Here is a 20,368-nt window from a genome sequence, read left to right as displayed (position 1 = left end):
AACGCATGAAGCGAATGGCCGGACTTTCCGCACTTGCCTTGATCATCTCCAGCACCAGTGGCTGCGGATGGCTGTGGGGCCCGGAAGGTTATTTCCGTGACCGTGGTAGCGATTACCTGAACGCGCAACAGACTGCGCCGATGCAACTGCCGCCGGACGTCCAGACCGCCAAGCGCCTGGACCCTTTGCTGCCGATTCCGCGCAACGTAGCCGACGACAGCGTCAAGGGTGAGTACATCGTTCCTCGTCCGCAGCCCTTGTCGGGCATTGCCGACGCCAGCGATTACAGCCTGCAGAAAAGCGGCGACTCGCGTTGGGTAATGGCCCAGCGCCCACCGGCTGAAGTCTGGCCAGTGGCGGTGCAGTTCTTCCAGGACAACGGTTTCCGCCTGGATGAACAGCGCCCGCAAACCGGCGAGTTCACCACGACCTGGCAGCGTTCCGACGACCTGTCGGCGACGATGGCCAAGCGCATGGCCAGTGCCGGTATCGCGTCCGACAGCGAAAGCCGTGTTCGGGTGCGTATCGAGCCAGGCGTGCAGCGCAACACCAGTGAAGTCTACGTGGTCAGCGCCGAGCGTCCTGCCGGCAGCACCGAGGACGTCGCGTTCACCAATCGTTCGGTCAACACCAGCCTGGACGCCGCGCTGGTCGACGACATGCTGGTCAGCATGAGCCGCATCTCCGAGAAAGGCGGTTCGGTGTCGATGCTCGCTTCCCGTGACTTCGATACACCAAGCCGGATCAGCCTGACCGAAGACGGCAGCGGCAACCCGGTACTCAACCTGGGCAACGACCTCGATCGTGCCTGGTCGAGCGTGGGGCGTGCGCTGGAGCAGGGCGAATGGCGGGTTGAAGACATCAACCGCAGCCTGGGCCTGTACTACATCAACCTTGCCGAAAAAGCCGAGAGCAACGAGAAGCCTGGCTTCTTCGCCAGCCTGTTCGGCAGCTCGCCGGCCAAGGAAGAAGTCGAGGCACGTGCCGAGCGTTATCAGGTTCGCCTGAGCAAGGTGGGCGAGAACGTCCAGGTGACCGTCGAGAAAGACATCAACACCGTGGCGCCAGCTGATGTGGCGCGCAAAGTGTTGGGCATGATTCAGGACAACCTGGGCTGATCAGATGCGTTTCGCCGTTCTCGGCAGCGGTAGCCAAGGGAACGGCACGCTGATAGCCAGTGATGACACCTACATCCTGGTCGATTGTGGTTTCTCCCTGCGGGAAACCGAAAAACGCCTACTGCGCCTGGGTGTAAGCCCGACGCAGCTGAGCGCGATACTGGTGACCCACGAACATGCCGACCACGTGCATGGCGTGGGTTTGTTGTCTCGGCGCTACACTATTCCTGTTTACCTCAGCCGTGGCACCTTGCGCGGGATGCGCAAGCCGGTTGAACCGGCAGGGTTCGTGGCCGGTGGTGAACAGCTGCAGATCGGCGGCTTGAGCATTGGCGTGATTGCCGTGGCCCACGATGCGCAGGAGCCTACGCAGTACGTCTTCAGTGACGGTACGCGGCGTTTCGGTCTGCTGACCGACCTGGGCTCGTATGGCTCCACCGTGCTGGACGGCTATCAGGACCTCGATGCATTGATGATCGAGTCCAACCACTGTCGCGACCGGTTGGCTCGTGGTCACTACCCGGTCTTTCTCAAGCAGCGGGTCGGTGGCGAGCTGGGACATTTGAATAACCATCAGGCCGCAAGCCTGGTGGCGGAGTTGGGCTGGCAAAACCTGCAACACCTGGTACTGGCCCACTTGAGCAGCAAGAACAACCTGCCGCAGCTGGCCCGGCAATGTTTTGTCGACACCCTCGGGTGCGACCCGGACTGGCTGCAACTGGCCGATCAAGATTCAGGGCTCGACTGGCGACATATCGCCTAGCCCATCTACTTAGCAAGCGGAGCCCATCATGGAAAAACGTGAAGAACTCTACCGCGGCAAAGCCAAGTCGGTTTACAAGACCGACGACGCTAACCGTCTGATCCTGCTGTTTCGCAACGACACCTCGGCGTTCGACGGCAAGCGCATCGAGCAGCTCGACCGCAAAGGCATGGTGAACAACAAGTTCAACGCGTTCATCATGCAGAAACTCGAAGCCGCCGGCGTGCCGACCCAGTTCGACAAACTGCTGGGCGACAACGAGTGCCTGGTCAAGAAGCTGGACATGATCCCGGTCGAGTGCGTCGTGCGTAACTACGCCGCCGGCAGCCTGGTCAAGCGCCTGGGTGTTGAAGAGGGCATGAAGCTCAACCCTTACACCTTCGAACTGTTCCTGAAAGACGACGCCAAGGGCGACCCGTTCATCAACGAATCCCACGTCGTGGCATTCGGTTGGGGCACCGCTGAGCAACTGGTTCGCATGAAAGAACTGTCGCTCAAGGTCAACGAAGTGCTGAGCAAGCTGTTCGACGACGCCGGCCTGCTGCTGGTCGACTTCAAGCTGGAATTCGGCGTGTTCCACGACGGCACCATCGTCCTGGGCGACGAATTCAGTCCGGACGGCTGCCGCCTGTGGGACAAGGCTACCGGCAAGAAGATGGACAAGGACCGCTTCCGCCAGGGCCTCGGTGACGTTATCGAAGCCTACGAAGAAGTCGCCAACCGCCTCGGCGTACCGCTGTAATCGACGCAAGCATCTGATAGCACGGAAAAAATTTCACTTGAGGGTTTGCTTTCGGTGAACGTGCTGTTATGATGCGCGCCGTTGGAGAGATGCCAGAGTGGCCGAATGGGACGGATTCGAAATCCGTTGTACCTTCACCGGTACCTAGGGTTCGAATCCCTATCTCTCCGCCATTATTACGATGTGATAAGCCCCTGATAACATTCGTGTTATCGGGGGTTTTTCATTTCTGGCGTCTGTTTTTAGGGCATTTTTAGGGCAAAAACTCTCTACGTCAGGCCGATACAGAACGGTCAAGGCCGTGGGTTGTCGATAATGCGTAGGGATTGCAGTTTTTGCCACAACGGCTGGTGCAACTGATTTCATATTTGGCTAGACTCGGTTGACTCTCCTGCTTGGATGCCCGGAGCATGCGTGCAACGTTCAGCCCGGTTTACCGTTTTCGTCTATCAAGTGAATGCAAATGACCCAGACTCACTCTTGGCACACAGAATCTGTTCGCTTCTCGCTCCTGGGGGTAACTGAAGGCGCTAAGATCAGCTGGCAGTCGATTACTGGAAAGGAAGCTGAATCAATGACGAATCGGCCGGCCCAGCAGTTGGTCATCGAGGAAGGGCCGTTTGGAGAGGGCAGGCTTGTTGTTACCTCGCAGCCGGGTCGAATAGATATCACCCTTTCTGCGATGCCTGTCGACCCCTTCACTCCTCCCTCTTTAGGGGCCTTTGAAGAGGTTGCACAGTCATTTGAGCGTCGCTTGAGCGGCCTCAAAATGCCTACGGCCGCACGGCTCGCGTTTGGCGCGACCTTGAACATTTACCCTGGGAACTCGGAGACCAGCGGTGCGCTGTTCAGGCAGCTAGTACCACAGGTTCAGATCGACTCTTCTATAAGCGATCTGATATTTCAGTTTAACCGGCCAAAAAAGTACCCGAAGATTAGCGGACTGGTTATGAACCGTCTGACAAAGTGGTCCCAGCTGGCGTTTCAAACTGTTCAGTATCAGAACAATATGGCGGTGAACCCAGTAAGCAAGCCAGTCCTTCAGCTTGAGTTGGATTTGAATAGCCATCCTGAGTCGAAGCTACCGAGTTCATCTGCGTACGGGCCGCTTGTTGCAGCTTTCTTTATCGAAGCTCGTGATTTAGTCGCAGGGGGTGAAATTGGATAGCATTCCGTACTATGTAGAGTCAGCCGTCATCATGGCGCCAATGGAGCGGCGAATTGGCGACGTTGAAAGTTCTGTATTTTTTCTGAGCCCTAACTCGACTGCTGTCTGGTCGGCACCAGAGCTAATATCGAAGCCTGTCACCTCAGCAACGTCTGGTGGTGCTGTAAAAATCGAATTTACTTTTGGTAACGAAGCTGCGCCTCGTGGACGTGTGCGCTTGTTGGATGATCCGCAGGAGTGGCATCCAAATTTCGTGAGTGCTGGGGTTGAGCCTCTGACCCAATGTTTGGCCGTTGTTGTCAAGTCTCAACTGGAGGTGATTTCTGCTTTAGACTCGGTGGCCGATGAGAGTGCCGACCACAGCCGTGTGGCGTTGAGGTCAGTAGTTGACACTGTAGATGATTACGTTCAAGTGAATGACATTTGGAGCTTGAATCAGATGTTAGGTCTTGTCGAGCCATCCTCGTTGCGAAAAATCACGGCCGTGGCATTTCTACGTACTTCTTTCAAATACCGTGACAAACTTGCAAACTGGACAGCGCTGTATAACAAAACCCTCATTCATCTGAATGAGACTGGGCAGGATGCTGATCGTGCGCTACGTGGATTGTCTCGTGCAAGGGTAGTGTAATTGGCAGAAAGCAAGTTGTTGGGCGAAATCGGGATTTTTGGTACTGCGATTTACCAAGTAAGTCCGGAACAGCGCCATGCCGCAATTGTATTCAAGGAACGTGAGAAGGCTCATCCGAGCCTTCTTCATCTCGCCTGGCATTACGATCTGCGTTGTGAGCCATTAAAGGCGGCGTACCGATGCGTGCCCGCTAGTAATTTCGACGAGGAGGAGTTGCAGCTGTTCGCAGAGCAAGCCTCCCGTATATATGAAAAAAATTCTGCTGGTATCCCTTACGGCATGGAATACACGGGTGCATCTGTTTTTGGTGGAGATCTCAAGTTTTTGGACTCCCCAGGGGCGGGGTTAACCTGCGCCACCTTCATACTCGGATTCTTTGACAGCTTAGGTTTCGAAATTCTCGATATCGATAGTTGGCAGGCTAGAGATGACGATGGGCTATGGCAAAAAGGGATTTTTGCCGCGTTGGAAGGTAACCTGAGTAAGGACGCGGCAGTCAAGCAAAAGACTTTGATCGGGCATGCGTTCCGCTTCCGACCAGAAGAGGTGGTCGGTAGTGTAGGCGTTTTTGAAGCTGACCCTTTAGGCTTCGAAGAGTCTTTGAAGGTGGGGGCAAGGCTCCTCAGTGAGATCCGAAATCCTCCTCTGAAAGGTTCTGCCCCCCAAGCTAAACCTGCTTAGAGAACCCCATCATTTCGGACACTACTGCGGCCATGCTTTTTGTGTCCGTCGGTATCCAGCGACCGTAGTGTTTTTTCACCATGGTGGTGTCGCTGTGACCTAGTTGCCTGGCTACCCATTCCACGGGCACGTAACTTGACAACGCTTGGCTTGCGAAAGTGTGACGACATTGATTCGCGCCTCGATGACGGACCTCGGCCTTAACCAGGTGAGCCGTGAACCAGTTGCTGACCGTCTTTCCGCTCCACAGCAAGCCGCTGGTCGAGCTGCGGAAAAGAAACGTGGCTTTCATCTTTTTGGAGGTTATGTTGTCGCGCTGGATGACAGCGATGTCCACCGTGGTGGCGTCTTTGGCTGCGGCAACAATCTCCCGCATCAGTTTGAGGGCTGGGTTGATAAGCTCGACGACTCGAACCCTTGAGCGTTCTTTGGGGACTTTGAATTCACCGACGACCAATGCCCGGCGGACATGTACCAGGCCGGCTTCAAGATCAACGTCTTCGGCAGCGAGGCCAATAAGTTCGGACAGGGACAGTCCAGCCCAGCAGTTGAATTCGATCATTCGGGCATCAGCTCGCCGATCAGGATCCGCTTTACCGATCAACTCGATCTCGGTGCGACTGAACGGATCGGCATGCTCCAGGTCGACGTCAGATCCGACGTTGCTGATCCGGTCGAGCGGATTGGCTTTCAGGATGCCGTCGCCGAAGGCATCAGCCCAAACCCCACGGACGACGGTGAAAATGTCGTTCACTGTTTTCGGGGCGAGGCCTTGCTTGAGCAACTGCGCTTGGAACAACTCGATGTCGCTCTTGCTGATGTCTACGATCCGGCGCTGGCCGAATTTCTTCTCGACGTGTACAGCCTTGCTAACGTAGTTGACGACAGTGCTCGAAGCCTTGAGCGCGCGCTGAACCTCCAGCCAACGATCAATGCCTTCCTTCACGATACGCTTTAGCGAAGGGCCGCCAGTCCCCGTGAACATGGCAGCCCTAGGCGATTTCGGAAAGTGGGCCGCATAGTCGAAGCGGCACTCTTTTATTTCCGCGAGGATGGTGCGGCGCTTGTTGTCGGCGTAAGCGATCGCGGCCTTGTTTACTTTCGAGATCCCTTCCAAGGGTTCCCGGCATCGTTGGCCGTTGAAGATGAACCAGATGCGTAACTGCTTGCCGTTCATCTCAACGCCGGTCGGCATCTTATCGGTCATGGTTTCCCTTCCATCCAGCGCTCAATTGCTGTGCGGTTGTAGACGATCACGTTGGCTGGATCCTTTCGCCAGTGTTTGCCTTCGAGCCAGAGGCCGCGTGTGCGGTACTTACGGACGGCTTCGGTGCTCAGACCGAACACCGGGTACAGCAGGTCCTGGCGGAACCAGGCACCTGGTGTGATGTGGAAGTCGAGTTTCTCTGCTGCGCTCATTGTTGTTTCTCCCCTGCACGCCGGGCGATACCCTCGGCTTGGCGTTGCTTGCTGCATTGTTCGTGATTGCCGTGTGCCCGTGACCTGTTGCATTTGTCGCAGATGGTTTGTAAGTCGAGTGGGGGCATTTGCCCGTGGCGGATTCGGACTGTTCGGCGAAGGGTGTTCATGCGGCGGATCCCGGTTTTGCGGTGGTACTGATGCGATTGGCTAAGTCCAGGAGCCTCTGTGCTTGCTTCTCCGCCTTCAATTGGGTCGATTCCGTGCCTGGCATTGCCCGCCAAGTCATCTGGGCGAGAATCAGCGTGGCGTGCGCTTGCAGCAGCGTTTGATAGTCAGCCCGGGTGAGTATCGATTCGACTTTGGGTGTTTGACTGAGGCGGATGATGTCCTTCGTCAGTGCGGCGACGCGCTCCCGGTGGTACTTGGATTGAGCCGCAACACCCTTCGCGACGGCGCGCAGGACTGCTTGGCGGACAAAGTAGGCCATCAGCAGCAGCCCAACGGCTGAGCAGGCGGCGATGATGATTAATTGTTGTGATTGCATGTGCTGTGCTCATCGGTAGAGCCCGCCGCCGGGATCATTGGTGAGAGGCCGGCAGCGGGGCGTTGCAGTGGTGGTTAGCCCAAGTTGAAGCTGCCGATGGTCAACTTCGCCCCACCGCCGACTTCCTGCTGAACGACATCCTTGAATTCTTGTGCGAGGTCCTCGCGCAGCTGCTCTTCGCCAATCCATCGCAGGCGCAGCAGTGGCTTGTCACCGCCGGTGAGGACAGCAACACGAAGTCGGATGATCTGGACCTTTAGCCCTTCGTATGGCTCGACGGTGAATAGGAATTCGGCTGGCAGGCCTTCGGAGGATTTGGCTTCGATCTGGTCCATCGCCGAACGGGATGCGCTCAGGTCGCCAACGACATGTTCGCTCTTGCGTGCTTGCTCGATGCTGATGGAGCGGATCGCGCTCGCGGCTTTGCGCAGATCGATTTGGCTATCGTCCGCTCCAAGGGCTTGGAGGTTCGACGCCCAATCCTCAATCCAATCGCTCAGGTCTTTCTGCGCGAATTGGATGGTGGCAGCACGTTCGAGCGCTCGGAAGGCGGCAGTTTTTCTTAGATTGAGGGTGGCGGTGAAGTCGCCGTGCCCTGGTTCTTTGGTGTCGCCGAGGTTGAAAATTACGGTGCACGACATGGCTTCTGCGTCGACAAAGCCAGATGCGACGGTATCGGCGCTTTGCTCCATCACGTAGTTGCCGAAGTCCAGCAATGAGTGGGTGGTGAGCGCGCCCCGAAAGCGACTGCGAGCGGCTTGAAACTTCTCGATGCTGTGGATCTTCTGATCAGACGGCAGCACCAGCGCCGGAGTGAAGGTGCTCAGCGGCTTGGCATAGGCCAGTACGGCTGTGTCTTGGATCAACTGAATTGCTTTGGCTTCCATTGGATCGTTTTCCTTTTGGTGAGAGGCATGGATAGAGCGGTTAGGACTTCGCGTGAATCGGCGCGGCGTCTCGGTTGAACAGCTGGCCCGCGCGCGGAGCTTCGGCAAACAAGGTCAGGCGTCCGCCCTCGTTGACATGCATCGGCGTGTCGAGGGTTGTGTCTTCGCTGCGGCTGCCGCGTTTGGTTGGCACCTTGTAGGCAAGCTTGTGGTTGACCGTTACCTGGTGGCTGTCGGCAATTTGTTTAAGCGTGAAGGTCAGCGTGACGGAGCCGACCTTGCCGTTGTCGACAACGCCTGATGCAACTTCGGAAAGGGCGTGACCGATCTGGTTCGCGAAGACGCCCGCGTTGAGTTCGCCGATGAATTCGGCTGTGTCCGTTGGTTTCATGTGCTGTGCCTTATTGAGTGCGAGTTGTATCCCCCTGGACGGCAGGGGGCACCGGTAAATCAGGCGGCTGCCGTCAACGCTTGGGCGTCGAGGTAGTCGGCAAGGTCATGCAGGTAAACCACCGGCTTGGCCCGGGTAGAGCCGTGCAGGCGCTTGACCGTGAGCTTGATGCGGCCCTTCTTGATCTCGGTCAGCAAGTGGCGATCGGTACGGATATGTGAGAAATAATGTTCGCGAACTGCAGCCAGCGTCGGGCACGGTGTTGCGAACTGGCGCCGAAGCTGGTCGAGGGTGTTGCTCATGCAGCGTCCTCCCCGAACCCCTCCGATGGGGGCAGCAACTTAAGGCGGATTAATTCGGCGAGGCCTTCTTTACTTTTGCCCATGGCGGCCGCGCAGACGTTGCCGTGTAGGTCAGCGACGACGGCACCGTAGGGATATTCAGGCGATTTGGTCGGGGTAACGTAGGCAATTTGCCCCTCACCAATGACTGCGTCGACGCAGCGGAAAACCTCAGCCAGCTCGGCGCTGACCGGAGGCAGCGATTCCAGCAGCTGTACGGCTTCGGCTGATGCGCCTATTAGCGTGGCGCGGCTGATGACGGTCGGGTGGTTGAGGAACATCGGGACCAGCTTCAGTGCGCCGATGGCTTGGGTAATGGCGTTCTGGCTCATGCTGCGGCGTCCTTGTGCGTAATGGTGATGTTCAGTTTCTTGGCGACCCACTCAACGCCTGCTTCTTTCACCATCACCACGGCGTAGTGGCGGTGCTGGTTGATAGCAGGGACCCAGGTGCTGCGTGGGTCGGAGAACAGGTAACCGCGATCGCGGTGTTTGCTGGCGAGCTCGCCGTTGTTGGTGAGGACTCCCAGCTCCCGCAACCTGGTGCGGAGGGCGCGGGGCTTAAGGCCGAGTACGGCTGCCGTTTCGTCCAGGGTGCGATTCATGGCGGTCCTCAGGCTGCTGCGTTGTCAGGGCGAGCTGTCAGGGCGTCGAAGAACTCGTCGAGCTGTCCGAAAAGGTCGTCGAGCGCGCCCTCGTTGTGCAGTACCAGGTCATTGTCCTGAATGCCGATGCCCATTTCGCTTGCGTGCGGATTGACCTCTGTTGCGTCAGGTCGAAGGACATGAATCACGATGCCGCCACGTTTGCGGACAAAGTCGGCTTCGTTCTCAAAGCGCAGATCACTGATGACAAAGCCAGTTGCGGTGTCCTGGGCCTGGCCGAGGAATTCGAGATTCTGTTCGGCCAATAACAGCCATAGCTCCGGGTGCACCATGTTGCGGCCCCATTCGGTACCCATGGACTGCATCAACTCGCGAGCGGAGCGTCCGAGCCAGCCGATGGGCTGCTCTTTACGATCATCATCGAAGTCGCAAGGACTTAGGTTGAAGATGTTCATCAGGCCTTCGCGCAGTGGGTCTGCGAACGCATAGGTCTGAAAGCCGTGTACGTTGGCCAGGTGATTGGCAGCAGTGGTTTTGCCTGTGCGTGCGCGGCCGGCGAGGCCGATCAATAGTTGCTTCATGCTGCGTCCCCTCCCCATGGGGAAGTGACGGCGATAGCGATGAGCTGTGCTGCGGCGTTGCTACGCACGCTAGTGACGACGAGCAGGCCAGTAGCCTGCTGAATGGCGATTACCGCTGCGCGGTTGGTTGCTGCTGCTGGGTGTAAATAAACGGTGCAGCGTGTGTTGCTGTGCTGTGTTGTTTGCATGGCTGTAACCCTTGGTGAGAGGTGCAAACCAAGATTACAAGAAAACACGTATTTAACAACAGTATTTTTTGTTTTGTTTTTTTGTAGCCAACAAAAAACCCGCTCGCGGCGGGTTTTTTTTGTAAGGGTCGCTATCGAAGAACTGAATACCAGAAGACGCGACCTAGGACATTGATGTCCTGGAGCTGAATCTGCTCTGGGGTATATTCCTCGTCCGGGTGCTCATCCCTGTTGAAGCTTCTAAGCCGTATCCCGCCAGAGGGGAGACGGTATAAAAGCTTCACTCGCAAATGGCCGTTATGGTCGAGAGCGTATATGTCTCCATCTTTTATAGACGTTTTACCTCTGTCGACTCCCGCGGTGCTTCCGTGAGGGAGTACAGGCTCCATGCTGTTTCCGTAGATGGAAACACACACAGCATTTTCGGGTTGGACGCCCATTTTTCGAAGTGTGATGCTTCCAAATCGCAATTTGGCTTTGCTGTGTGCCTGAATTGAAACTCTTCCAGATCCTGCCGAAAGCTCTACTTCCTTAAGCAATGGCACTTCTACCTCATCGTCATCTAACGGCGTGTCGTCATCCCAGACATCAATCGGGCCAAGAAGCAGTGCGCGGCTTTCAAGCGCCTTTTCAGAGAACTCCAAAGGTTGGTGAAGGGGGGCATCTCGACTTGTAAGTCGATCCAGCTCTATGCCAAGAACCCGTGCAATTTGTATCGAGTACTTGGACGTCTGTGATTTTCCGCGCTCAAAAGCCGCATATGACTGCTGAGAAAGGCGCTCGCCATCTGGCAGCAGGCGGCTGACTTTGGTTGCCAGTTCGTCCTGGGTCATGCCGAGCTCAAGGCGTCGGGCCTTGAACATCTTGGCTACAGGGCTTGGGTATGTATTGAGATCGATCATTACGCGAGGCTACAAATAAATTTGTAGCTTTTCAAACGTAAAAACACGTTGAGATCTAACAAAAAAACACGTAAATTCCGTATGTCACGACGTAAAGAGGCTGCTATGAGCAATTCTGAATCCATGCGAAATGCCTTTGCTGAAGCTATTGAGAAGGCTGGAGGGCAGTCGGCTTTCGCTCGACTCATCTCGGCGCCTGGAAAGCCAGTGTCTCAGCAGCTTGTGTCGTACTGGCTCAAGAAAGGCGAGGTACCAGCGGAGCTTGTACTTCGCGTTGAACTGTTAACTGGCATAGACCGCATTCGGTTAAGGCCGGATGTGTTCTGTTTACCAGAAGATGTTCAGTCGCTTCACGCAGCATAAGAAAAGGTGCCGAGCTGGGGCCTCTCACCAAAGATCCCCCAGCTCAGCTACGACGACACACAGCACATGTACATCGGTCGTGGTCGTAGGATAGGGGTTGCCCTGGACTATGGCTACACCGTAAACGGGGGATTTACGGTTATGAGTCGCACAGATCTTTTGCCGGACGCTGGTCCGGTCCTTCCTCTGCGCCAGGCGATCTATCGCGCTGGTCGTGACTACAAGGGCGGAATCACCGCCCTTGCTTTTGCCATGGTGTTGGACAACGACACCCTCCAGAAGAAACTCAAGCTCGACGAAGAGCGCCGCTGGTTGAACCCTGATGAGCTTGAAGAGTTGATTAGGCTTACTGGCGATTCGCGCTTGCTAGATGCGCTGATGCGCCCGGCCGGCGCTGTCTGGTATCGCCCGGTCCCAGTACCAGCAACCCGTGATGCATTGAAGGCTGTTGGTAAGTTGCTCGGCGAAACCGGTGAATTCGTGGCAGCAATGCACGATGGTGCTGCCGACAAAGTGTGGAAGCTTCACGAAGTCCTCCTTCTTGAAAAACAGGGCATGGACGTGATCCGCGAAGTCCTCGGCATCATGGCGGGTGCTCGTCAGTCGATGGAGGACCGTGTCCATGGCTGATGAAATCGATCGCGCCAACGACCAGGCGCAATACCTGCTCGACGTTGCCCTTCACCGTAGTCGCCGCGTTCCTTCGAGTCGCGTCAGCGCGCAGTTCTGCGAGGATTGTGATGACCCTATCCCGTTGCTTCGACAGCAGACGATCGCGGGTTGCGAAACCTGTGTCCACTGTCAGGGGTTGCGGGAGGCTCGGCGATGACTGAAACGGCCAAAGGAATAGCCATCGCCAACTGGGCAAAGCGTTACATCAATACCTTCGATCTCGCCCTGGTCTCAATTGAGCCAGGAGAAAAAGCCCCTAAGGGTCTGGGGTGGAATAAGCCGGGCGGCTACATCACGGATGCTTCCGCCGCCGAAGCATTCTGGCAGCAGAACCCCAACCATAACCTCGGAGTCGTTCTTGGGCCGAGCCGTGTCTGTTCGCTGGACGTCGACGACGTTCAGTGGACGCGGCACGTGTTGTATGAGCTGCTGGGTGTCGATCTGGATGCCATGGCGTTGGTGTATCCGACCATTGTCGGTAACCCTGCGCGCTTCCGGGTCATGTTCAAAGTGCCGGAAGGCATTGAGCTGACTCGGCACTCTCTTTCCTGGCCGAATGAAAAAGACCCTGACGGTTCGATTCACAAAGGCCTGATGGATAGAGCCAAGGCTGCGAAAGAGCAGGGCGACGGGGACGGGGAGGCTGCGGCGCGCGCGGAGGCTGAAGAGTACAAGCGCTTCACGGTGTTCGAGCTGCGCGCTGGCCTGGTATGGACGGTGGTTACACCGGCAATGGGCGCCGGGATGAGATCGCCGGGCCTGTTCACCGCGGGGAGTACGTATTTGATGCCGAGGCCACTGCGCGCATTGGCGTTGGCACGCTCGAAGCCATGAGTAACGGCCGCGCCGGATTCGTCGGTACTACGTCAGCTCAGCCCGGCCCGGGTGCTGACTCGGGCTCGGCATCGGCGGGCCCGTCGCCGCAACTCAATGTCCAGGTCCTCAATTACGGCAATGACAAGGTGAGCACGCGTATGGATGGCGACCAGCTCAAAGTGATCATCGCGGCGGTTGATGACCATGTCTCGGCCGGATTCCGGACCGGACAGGGCAAGATCGCCAAGACCTATGAATCAACCTATGCCAGCAGGAGGGTTGGCCGATGAGTGCACTGGAAGCGCTGTACGCGTCGGGCGGCAAGGCCGCGATCATTCCGACGCTTGAATTGTTCTGCACGCCGTGGGCGGCGCCGCTCTACATCTGTCAGGGCTTCGACGACATCACGGCGAAGACCGAGGCGGGCCTGACCCGGACGTTCGTCGCCGCAGGGATTGATGTCGCGTTACCGAAACGCGACAACAGTGGCAGCCAGGCGCTGACGTTTGCGATCGACAACGTCACCGGCGTGGCGCAGCAGTTGATCGATCGGGCGCTGGAGGCCAGAGCGAAAATCGGGATGGTGTTTCGCATCTTTATTTCGACCGACCTGACGGCGCCGGCCGAGGCCCCCTATCGCATGACGGTGCTTGGTGGGTCCATGGAAGGTTCCACGGTGCAGCTGCAGGCCGGTTACTTCGACCTGATCAATCTCGCCTGGCCCCGTCGCAAATACACCTTGGCCTTCGCGCCTTGCCTTAGGTACATCTAAATGTTCGAGAAATACCTGAACGCTTCCTATGAGGATGGCGGGCGCGGCCCTGCGCGGCTGGACTGCTGGGGGCTGGCCCGACTCGTTCGGCATGAGGTGTATGGGCTGCCGTTGCTCCCCAGTTGGGGCTATGTGCGCAACACCATGCCCAAGGTGTTAACCAAGGCGGTGAACGAAGGTGCTGCCGGCATGGAGCGGTGCGCACCAGAAGCCGGGGCAATTGCATGCGTGTGGCGCGGGCTGATCTGCATTCACGTCGCGGTGATCGTCGAGGTGGATGGTCGGCTTCATGGAATGGAAATGAAGCCAGCCGGCGCCACGATCAAGCCGCTGCGCAAATTCCAAGACCAATATCTGACAGTGAGTTATCACCGTGATCGAACTGTACCCGAGCAAGCTGGAGGGCGAGCCTCTGGAGCGGCACGTGACCGACCGGGTCATGACCATCGAGAGCTGGCTGATCAGCAACGTACCCAGCTACCAGGTCCGCGAGTCGCCGCCCATCAGCATTGAAGTCAACGGTCTGTTTGTTGAGCCGACAAACTGGTCGAAGGTTGAATTCGCCCCCAGCGACCTGGTCCGGATTTATCCCGAACCCAAAGGCACTGGATTGGAAGTTGCGGCCTGGGCCATAGTGGCGGCGATCGTCGCGGCGGGCGTGATTATGCTCACGCAGAAGCCACTGGTTTCACCGAGTTCGACCAATAACGCCCGTGGTAAGGGGCTCGAACTGGCGAAAACCACGGGTAACCAGGTGAAGCTGGGCGATGTGATCCGCGAGTGCGCTGGCGAGAACGAGATTTTTCCGGACTACCTGACGCCGACGCGCCGCTATTTCGGTACCGACCCCAAAGTGCAATGGGTCGAGATGCTGTTGTGCATCGGGGTGGGGGAGTTCGAGATTTTGCCCGGGCAAGTGCGTATCGGTGGTACGCCGATCGCCTCGCTGGGTAACACGGCCAGTTACACCATCTATGGTCCGAGTGAATCGGTGGCGGCTGAGCCTGCACGGTTGTGGTGGCACAGCTCGGAGGAGGTCGGTTCGACTTCCACTGGCAGCGCCGGACTGACCCTAACCACCACGACAAACATTGAGCAGCAATTAGCTGCACCTACCGTGCAGTTCAGCGAGTATGTGGTGTCGGTACCGGAATCTGCCGGTTGGTTCCCGATTGGCTGGAGCGCCGGTTTGATCGCGCGCGTTGAGGTCATGTACCCCTACGTATTCACTGCGCCGGCTGACGGTAGCGCGACGGTGATAAGCGGCGACTATGTGCCAATGATCAATGCCTTCGTTGGGATGAAGATTGAGGTCACCGGGGCCAATGCCGGTGAGTATGTCGTGGCGAGTTATTCACCGTACGTCCCGGGTGTCCCGGCGGTGACTGGCAGCGCGTCGAGGGTCACCGGGAATGTGGCACCGACTCGTTTTGACTTCGACGTCACGCCGCTGACCTTCACGGTGACCCGTGGATCGAGTACCTACACAGTTGCCCTGAGCACGGCGACTACGAACCTTGCGGGATTGGTCAACGCGGTGAATGCACAACTGACCAGCACTGGGCTGGTGGCCAGTGCATCAAGCAACTTTCTGCGCGTTGCTGAATCAGCCTCACCCTACAGCGGTGTGGCGTTAAGCCTGGGCGGCAGTACGCAGCCGATCTTTGGCTCGGCTCCAGTGTTTGTCACCGGAGTGCAAACCGTGGCAGCGGCGGACGCGATCTCAGCCAAGATGACGCTGGCATACGACGGTGGAGCTCCGGCTATCGGCCTTCAGACTGGCACCCTTTGGTCGTGCATCGGTTATCGCGATCTGCGGTACCGGATCGGTGCCGTGGCGGCTGACGCCGTGGTTGATGTCCACGGACCCTCATCGATCACCGTGATACGGCTGACCGACACCGGCGCTGAGGAAGCCTCCTGGATCGGCTTTGACGACATCGAAAGCAACACTGCACGGGTTACCCTGGATGGCTCAACGACTGAGGGAGATTGGGCCGGCCCGTTTGCCGTCTGCCCCAAAGGCGAGGTTGTTCGGCGGTTCGAGATCGACTTCTTCTTTCCTCAGGGCCTGGTCCGATACACCGAAAAGAACGGCAACATCCGCTCGCACTGGGCGAAGGTCGAAGTCCAATACCGTGACATCGCCACCGCTGGCGCCTGGACCAGCGTGTCCTACACGTTCAACGCGATGAGTCCTGATCAACAGGGATACACCCGCAGCATTCTGGCAGCGACCTACATCCGTCCTGAGGTTCGTATTCGTCGAATCGGGGAGGAGTCACCGGAAAATTTCAAGTTCAATCGGGTCCAGTGGTATGGCCTGCGCGGCCGGATCGACAAGGCGCCGACTCGGTACGAGGGCTGTTCAGTGATGGCGCTGTATGTGCGCGGTGGTGACAAGCTGTCTGCGCAGTCACAAAGCCAGGTGTCTGTGGTCGGCACACGCAAGCTGCCGGTGCTTATCGACGGGCAGTGGAGCGCCCCGGTCGCCACCCGTGACATCGTACCCTGGGTGAACTACGTGATGAAGTCCGCCGGTGGCACCGATAGCGATCTCGATCTCGAGGAGTTTGCGCGATACGGAGCAATCTGGTCACCGCGTAACGATTACTTTGATTACAAGGTCGAGGACGACAGCACGGTCAAGGAATGTCTGAACGATGCACTGCTTGCCGGATTTGCCGAGTTCACCGTGGAGCGCGGCCGCGTAACTCCGGTCAGGGATGAGCCGCGTGCGGTGTTCGAGCAGATGTACACGCCGCAGAGCATGACCGGTCCGTTGCGGCGCAATTTCACGTTGCCGGCACCGGACGATTACGACGGGGTTGAGGTCAAGTACATCGATGGCGTTACCCGAGCTGAAGAAATTGTTGACTGCAGCTTGCCGGGGGATGCGAAACAAACAGTGCAGACCATCACGGTAAAGGGGGTGACCAGTCGCGACAAAGCCTGGCGTATCGGCCGCCGTCGGCGGCGTGCTCAGGTTTACCAGAACAAAAGTTACAGCTGGGGAACGGAGTATTCGGCGTTGAACAGCGGCTACCTCAGCTATTGCGCCGTCGCCGACGACATTCCGGGGTATGGGCAAAGTGCTGTATTGGTGGGGCTCACGACCGGCAACGGACTGGTGCTACTGGAGAGTTCCGAGCCGCTGACATGGAAAGAAGGTACATCGCACGTGGTCGGGCTTCGTCGTCCGGACGGTACCGTGAGCGGGCCGTGGGCAGCCAAACGAGTCGATGACTTCCGACTGACTATCCCTGCGTTGGATTTCAGCCCTGATTTGTCCTGGGAGATCGAGCCACCGCACCTGCTCTTCGGCGAGGCTACTCGCTGGTGTTACCCGGTATTGATCACTTCGATTCAGCCAGGCGACTACTCGGCAGATGTTGAGGCCGTGAACTACGACGTGCGTGTCTACGCAGACGACAATAACTTCGCCCCCACTTAAGGACTGCGGACATGCTTTCACTTCCGGATGATCTTCCGCTTCCCGTGGGGGAGGGATACGGCTTCAAGCCGGTGAGCCCAATAGTACGCACGCAAATGGCGAGCGGCAGAGCGATGCAGCGTCGCAGGTTTCTCAGCGTTCCAACGATTTTGCCTGTCAGTTGGTTATTCACCGCCGATGAAGCGAAGCTTTTCGAGGGCTGGTGCAAATGGGGTATTGGCTGGGCGGACTGGTTTCTCTGCCCGATCAAAACTCCACTCGGGCTGACGCCGACCCGGGCCCGGTTCACTGATATCTATGAGGGGCCGGAGTTCGTTGCTGATGACTTATGGCGCTACACGGCCACGCTCGAACTGTTCGAGTTGCCGATCCTGAATGAGGCTGAGCTCGCCGACTTGCTGGCTGGGATAGATATCCGCCTCATGAACTCTCGACTGCGCAGCCTGCTGCAGCGCTGGTACACCAAATCTTGGCCCGGCGCGACATAGCAAATCGATTGCTGATTACTTTTCAATTCTATAGCCCACCGTCGTGTGGGCTTTTTTTCGCCTGGAGCAAATATGAGCGGACCATCGGATCTCGCCCGGCTGACGATAACGGTCGACACGGCTGACGAGCTACTACTGAGCCCTGAAAGCAAAATGATGGATGTAGGGGGCGGAGTGATGCGGCCCACGAATGCCATGGTGATGGCGAACCTCGCGACCCAGCTCGGCGGGGCGATGCCCTATCACGCTGTCGAAGCGGGGCTTGCCAATACGGTGGACGGTACAAATTTCAGTGTTCTTTCCAGCGACGAAGCTGAATACGTGATGCTCTATCGAAATGTTGGTGGTGTGGCTGTACCGGTCAAACCCTATCCGTCGGCCGAAGCCGTCAAGCAGGCCAAGATCGTAGCGGATGGTGCTAAGGATGCTGGTGTGGCGGGATTCGCCCTAGCCGATCCGGTAATGCTCAAATCTTCACTTGTGGATGGCGTCTGCGACGAGGACGGAAACCCGATTCTTGGCGTGCGAGAAGACGGCGTAGCTGTAGCACTGCTCGACGCCTTGCCCGGTCTTGCGCTGCTCAGTAAGTGGGCGTGGGTCCACGTAGATGCCAATAACTGGGTTGTCTTCGGAATCGAGTGGGACGGCACGGTGTACAAGCATGGCGATGCGCCTAGCGGGGTGTCGGTGTACTTGGATAACGGCGATGTGTTCTGCCTCGTTGATGGCGTGCCTTACCAGGTTACATCGTCGGGTTCCAACTTCAGCCCCAAAGCATCCAGCATGGGCATCTCCTTTTTGACCCGATCCGGCCCGGTATCGAAGCTATCGAAAGTCATCCCAGTGCCTGGCTCAACTGCCGAGTTCGTGAAAAAGGTTCTGCACATCATTGGCGCAGGTCAGTCGCTGGTCATGGGGGCTTTCTCCCCTCTGACCACCACCATTCCGCCCATCGCTAACCGGTTGTTCACCCTGGCTAATGGCGTGCGCCTGTCCAACCAGGACGGCACGCTGAACGCCAGTGATGTTGCCCCTTTCATCCCGCTGGTCGGCGTCTATACCGAAACCCCGGCAGTGCAGCACGCGGCGCAGCTGGGGCGGCGGGGCACTATCCCATCGGATGCTTGTTTGCTGGTCAGCGTGCACGGTCGAAACGGCTACACGATCAGCCAGCTCTCCAAGGGAACGCTGTACTACCAAAACAGCATTACCGCCATTGTGGCAGCCAAGGCTGAGTGCGTAGCTCGTAACCTGGAATACGCCGTCCCCTACATTGACTGGATTCAGGGTGAAGCGAATGTCGCCACACCGGAGCAGGATTATTACAACGCCCTGGTCCAACTGCAGGCCGATTACGAGGCCGACATTAAGGCCATCACTGGCCAGGCTGGACCGATTCCGCTGCTGCTCTCGCAGATCAGTAACTGGACAGCCTACAACCGTACCGAAAGCGCCGTTCCATTCGCGCAGATACGTGCAGCGCTCGACTTCCCTGACAAGTTCATCTGCGTCGGCCCTAAATACTGGCTCCCGACCGTGGTGGACGGCATACATCTGGGGGCCGATTCCTCCATGCGCCTGGGCTGTATGCACGGCATGGCCGGTGAGGAAGTCATTAATGGGCGTTCCTGGTTGCCAACGCACTGCACTCGCGCGGTGCGAGCCGGGAAGGTCGTCACGCTGGACTTTCACACGCCACACGGCGCCCTGGCGATCGACACCGTGGCCGTGGTCGATCCCGGCAATCGGGGGCTGCGCTACGTCGATTCTAACGGCGTCGGGTCGATCGCCAGCGTAAAGCTGCTCGGCCGCAACCGCATTGCGATCAACCTGACTGATGAGCCTACCGGTACCGGCGCCTATGTCGGCATCGCCGACGTTGGTGTTTCAGGCAGCGCGGGCGGTCCCTTCACCGGAGCTCGATCTTGCCTGCGTGATAGCGAAATCATCAAGGATGGCTACGACCGTCCCTTTTACAACTGGGCTGTGCATCAGCGCATGACAGTGGAGATCTAAAAATGACTGGACGAATGATTGTGTTGCCTGGAGTGAAAATCGCCGGTGGCACTGGTGCTGAACGTATTGAAGTATCCAGCTCGGATATCGTCGCCGCGAAAATTGCCAACCTTTCAAATTTTCTCAGCGCCCGCTCCATTAAGAACACGCCCGCCGGCGGCGTCGCCGGGTATTGCCTGCGCACCGGGGGCGCCTTGGTAGAGAAGGGTGCTGCCAACAGCTTCACCCGAAGTGTATTCGCTGGGCGGCCAGCCGTAGGTTTGAAGTCCAACGGTGCGGCGGCTGGGCTCGCGTTGCCCGGCGGGAGCTTGCATTCCTCTTACTGCGTGGTCTCCGCTGTAGCCATCCAGTACCTGGCCTCGGGGACTGTGAATATCATCTCCGGCTTCACGGGCGGCGACGTGTACACCAATTGCCCTTTGCGGCACACCGGCGTGCCGGCGGGCTCTCAGGCTTACGTCTCGGCCTATGGCCCGAATGCCACCGTCCCAAACGTCAGCGCCCCGGTGACTGTGGACGCGTGGCAAATCGTCGTCTCCGACTACAATAATGACACCAAGACCACCTCACTTGGGGTTAACGGTATTGGCAGTCTTTCCGCCATGCAGAAAGACGTGTCGCTGTTTCCCGGTCCGGCTGATTACTTGGAGATTGGCTATCACGCAGGCGCGAACGGTCTACGTACAACACTTGTCGGCGACATGTATGTCTTCAACACCAGCATGCTGCGCTCAGACTTCCTGAAGGAGCAGCTTACCGCGCTGATGGCTGCCATGAAGGCTGATTACGGCATCGCCTGATATCGCCGACACCTACAAGCCCGC

The 20,368-nt window shown here is 57.7% G+C and carries 26 protein-coding genes, 1 tRNA gene and 1 pseudogene; 18 read left to right on the top strand and 10 right to left on the bottom strand.

Annotated elements, in window-relative coordinates:
• Nucleotides 1-5 precede the first annotated feature (5 nt).
• From bamC to CKW25_RS15440, 7 genes are all read left to right on the top strand, one after another.
• Nucleotides 6-1,118, top strand: a complete 1,113-nt coding sequence (gene bamC / locus CKW25_RS15470; protein WP_095080344.1) for an outer membrane protein assembly factor BamC — start codon at nucleotides 6-8, stop codon at nucleotides 1,116-1,118.
• 4 nt (nucleotides 1,119-1,122) lie between these two features.
• The gene (locus CKW25_RS15465) at nucleotides 1,123-1,881 is read left to right on the top strand and encodes an MBL fold metallo-hydrolase (RefSeq protein WP_095080341.1); all 759 of its coding nucleotides are present in this window, start codon (nucleotides 1,123-1,125) and stop codon (nucleotides 1,879-1,881) included.
• 28 nt (nucleotides 1,882-1,909) lie between these two features.
• Nucleotides 1,910-2,623 carry a phosphoribosylaminoimidazolesuccinocarboxamide synthase gene (gene purC, locus CKW25_RS15460; RefSeq protein ID WP_047526793.1) on the top strand — a complete coding sequence of 238 codons (714 nt, stop codon included), beginning with the start codon at nucleotides 1,910-1,912 and terminating at the stop codon, nucleotides 2,621-2,623.
• A gap of 83 nt (nucleotides 2,624-2,706) precedes the next feature.
• Nucleotides 2,707-2,796 (top strand) — tRNA-Ser (locus CKW25_RS15455).
• Nucleotides 2,797-3,086: 290 nt separating this feature from the next.
• Nucleotides 3,087-3,791 (top strand): hypothetical protein, encoded by a 705-nt coding sequence (locus CKW25_RS15450; protein ID WP_143497349.1) that lies wholly within the window; start codon nucleotides 3,087-3,089, stop codon nucleotides 3,789-3,791.
• A complete protein-coding gene (locus CKW25_RS26290) occupies nucleotides 3,784-4,422 on the top strand; it encodes a hypothetical protein (protein WP_143497347.1) in 639 nt (212 codons plus the stop codon). The genes CKW25_RS15450 and CKW25_RS26290 overlap by 8 nt, the downstream gene beginning before the upstream one ends.
• Nucleotides 4,423-5,103: a hypothetical protein gene (locus CKW25_RS15440; protein ID WP_095080332.1), complete on the top strand. Its 681-nt coding sequence runs from the start codon at nucleotides 4,423-4,425 to the stop codon at nucleotides 5,101-5,103. It begins immediately after the preceding gene.
• Here CKW25_RS15440 and CKW25_RS15435 read toward each other — a convergent pair.
• The 10 genes from CKW25_RS15435 to CKW25_RS15385 all read right to left on the bottom strand — a co-directional run bounded on the left by CKW25_RS15435 (nucleotide 5,090) and on the right by CKW25_RS15385 (nucleotide 10,963).
• On the bottom strand, nucleotides 5,090-6,310 hold the full coding sequence (locus tag CKW25_RS15435; protein WP_095080330.1) for an Arm DNA-binding domain-containing protein: 1,221 nt from the start codon (nucleotides 6,308-6,310) through the stop codon (nucleotides 5,090-5,092). The genes CKW25_RS15440 and CKW25_RS15435 overlap by 14 nt on opposite strands.
• A complete protein-coding gene (xisR, locus tag CKW25_RS15430) occupies nucleotides 6,307-6,522 on the bottom strand; it encodes an excisionase family protein (protein WP_095080327.1) in 216 nt (71 codons plus the stop codon). The genes CKW25_RS15435 and xisR overlap by 4 nt, the downstream gene beginning before the upstream one ends.
• A 166-nt stretch (nucleotides 6,523-6,688) precedes the next feature.
• The gene (locus tag CKW25_RS15425; RefSeq protein WP_095080325.1) at nucleotides 6,689-7,069 is read right to left on the bottom strand and encodes a hypothetical protein; all 381 of its coding nucleotides are present in this window, start codon (nucleotides 7,067-7,069) and stop codon (nucleotides 6,689-6,691) included.
• Between the two features lie 74 nt (nucleotides 7,070-7,143).
• Entirely contained in the window at nucleotides 7,144-7,956 is an 813-nt protein-coding gene (locus tag CKW25_RS15420) for a DUF2303 family protein (protein WP_095080323.1), read from the bottom strand.
• A gap of 40 nt (nucleotides 7,957-7,996) precedes the next feature.
• Nucleotides 7,997-8,347: a hypothetical protein gene (locus CKW25_RS15415; protein ID WP_090453414.1), complete on the bottom strand. Its 351-nt coding sequence runs from the start codon at nucleotides 8,345-8,347 to the stop codon at nucleotides 7,997-7,999.
• Nucleotides 8,348-8,406: 59 nt separating this feature from the next.
• Entirely contained in the window at nucleotides 8,407-8,649 is a 243-nt protein-coding gene (locus tag CKW25_RS15410) for a pyocin activator PrtN family protein (protein WP_090453416.1), read from the bottom strand.
• On the bottom strand, nucleotides 8,646-9,020 hold the full coding sequence (locus tag CKW25_RS15405; protein WP_095080321.1) for a hypothetical protein: 375 nt from the start codon (nucleotides 9,018-9,020) through the stop codon (nucleotides 8,646-8,648). The genes CKW25_RS15410 and CKW25_RS15405 overlap by 4 nt, the downstream gene beginning before the upstream one ends.
• On the bottom strand, nucleotides 9,017-9,292 hold the full coding sequence (locus tag CKW25_RS15400; RefSeq protein WP_095080319.1) for a hypothetical protein: 276 nt from the start codon (nucleotides 9,290-9,292) through the stop codon (nucleotides 9,017-9,019). The genes CKW25_RS15405 and CKW25_RS15400 overlap by 4 nt, the downstream gene beginning before the upstream one ends.
• Nucleotides 9,293-9,300: 8 nt before the next feature.
• Nucleotides 9,301-9,873: a deoxynucleotide monophosphate kinase gene (locus CKW25_RS15395; RefSeq protein ID WP_095080317.1), complete on the bottom strand. Its 573-nt coding sequence runs from the start codon at nucleotides 9,871-9,873 to the stop codon at nucleotides 9,301-9,303.
• Nucleotides 9,874-10,192: 319 nt separating this feature from the next.
• The gene (locus tag CKW25_RS15385; RefSeq protein ID WP_256577982.1) at nucleotides 10,193-10,963 is read right to left on the bottom strand and encodes a S24 family peptidase; all 771 of its coding nucleotides are present in this window, start codon (nucleotides 10,961-10,963) and stop codon (nucleotides 10,193-10,195) included.
• 105 nt (nucleotides 10,964-11,068) lie between these two features.
• Between CKW25_RS15385 and CKW25_RS15380 the strand changes: the two genes are divergently transcribed.
• The 11 genes and pseudogenes from CKW25_RS15380 (at nucleotide 11,069) to CKW25_RS15330 (ending at nucleotide 20,344) form a co-directional block, all read left to right on the top strand.
• On the top strand, nucleotides 11,069-11,326 hold the full coding sequence (locus CKW25_RS15380) for a YdaS family helix-turn-helix protein (protein ID WP_095080312.1): 258 nt from the start codon (nucleotides 11,069-11,071) through the stop codon (nucleotides 11,324-11,326).
• Between the two features lie 141 nt (nucleotides 11,327-11,467).
• Nucleotides 11,468-11,956 carry a phage regulatory CII family protein gene (locus tag CKW25_RS15375; RefSeq protein WP_095080407.1) on the top strand — a complete coding sequence of 163 codons (489 nt, stop codon included), beginning with the start codon at nucleotides 11,468-11,470 and terminating at the stop codon, nucleotides 11,954-11,956.
• Nucleotides 11,949-12,155, top strand: coding sequence for a TraR/DksA C4-type zinc finger protein (locus CKW25_RS15370; protein ID WP_095080310.1), 207 nt, complete (start codon nucleotides 11,949-11,951; stop codon nucleotides 12,153-12,155). Before CKW25_RS15375 ends, CKW25_RS15370 begins: the two co-directional genes overlap by 8 nt.
• Nucleotides 12,152-12,754: pseudogene (locus CKW25_RS15365) on the top strand (bifunctional DNA primase/polymerase); the annotation flags it as partial. The gene CKW25_RS15370 and the pseudogene CKW25_RS15365, both read left to right, overlap by 4 nt.
• A gap of 74 nt (nucleotides 12,755-12,828) precedes the next feature.
• The gene (locus CKW25_RS15360; RefSeq protein ID WP_095080308.1) at nucleotides 12,829-13,104 is read left to right on the top strand and encodes a hypothetical protein; all 276 of its coding nucleotides are present in this window, start codon (nucleotides 12,829-12,831) and stop codon (nucleotides 13,102-13,104) included.
• Nucleotides 13,101-13,586 (top strand): DUF1833 family protein, encoded by a 486-nt coding sequence (locus CKW25_RS15355; RefSeq protein ID WP_095080306.1) that lies wholly within the window; start codon nucleotides 13,101-13,103, stop codon nucleotides 13,584-13,586. Before CKW25_RS15360 ends, CKW25_RS15355 begins: the two co-directional genes overlap by 4 nt.
• The gene (locus CKW25_RS27095; RefSeq protein ID WP_256577981.1) at nucleotides 13,587-14,099 is read left to right on the top strand and encodes a hypothetical protein; all 513 of its coding nucleotides are present in this window, start codon (nucleotides 13,587-13,589) and stop codon (nucleotides 14,097-14,099) included.
• Nucleotides 14,011-17,040: a host specificity factor TipJ family phage tail protein gene (locus CKW25_RS15345; protein WP_256577980.1), complete on the top strand. Its 3,030-nt coding sequence runs from the start codon at nucleotides 14,011-14,013 to the stop codon at nucleotides 17,038-17,040. The genes CKW25_RS27095 and CKW25_RS15345 overlap by 89 nt, the downstream gene beginning before the upstream one ends.
• Nucleotides 17,041-17,051: 11 nt before the next feature.
• Entirely contained in the window at nucleotides 17,052-17,528 is a 477-nt protein-coding gene (locus tag CKW25_RS15340; protein ID WP_095080301.1) for a hypothetical protein, read from the top strand.
• Nucleotides 17,529-17,600: 72 nt separating this feature from the next.
• Nucleotides 17,601-19,544, top strand: a complete 1,944-nt coding sequence (locus CKW25_RS15335; RefSeq protein ID WP_095080299.1) for a hypothetical protein — start codon at nucleotides 17,601-17,603, stop codon at nucleotides 19,542-19,544.
• A gap of 14 nt (nucleotides 19,545-19,558) precedes the next feature.
• Entirely contained in the window at nucleotides 19,559-20,344 is a 786-nt protein-coding gene (locus CKW25_RS15330; RefSeq protein ID WP_143497342.1) for a hypothetical protein, read from the top strand.
• The last annotated feature ends 24 nt before the right edge of the window (nucleotides 20,345-20,368 follow it).

Origin of the sequence: Pseudomonas sp. Irchel s3h17, assembly GCF_900187505.1 — a bacterium.
Lineage (GTDB): Bacteria > Pseudomonadota > Gammaproteobacteria > Pseudomonadales > Pseudomonadaceae > Aquipseudomonas.
Note: the sequence above shows the minus strand (reverse complement) of the source record. Positions and strands in the feature narration are given on the sequence as shown.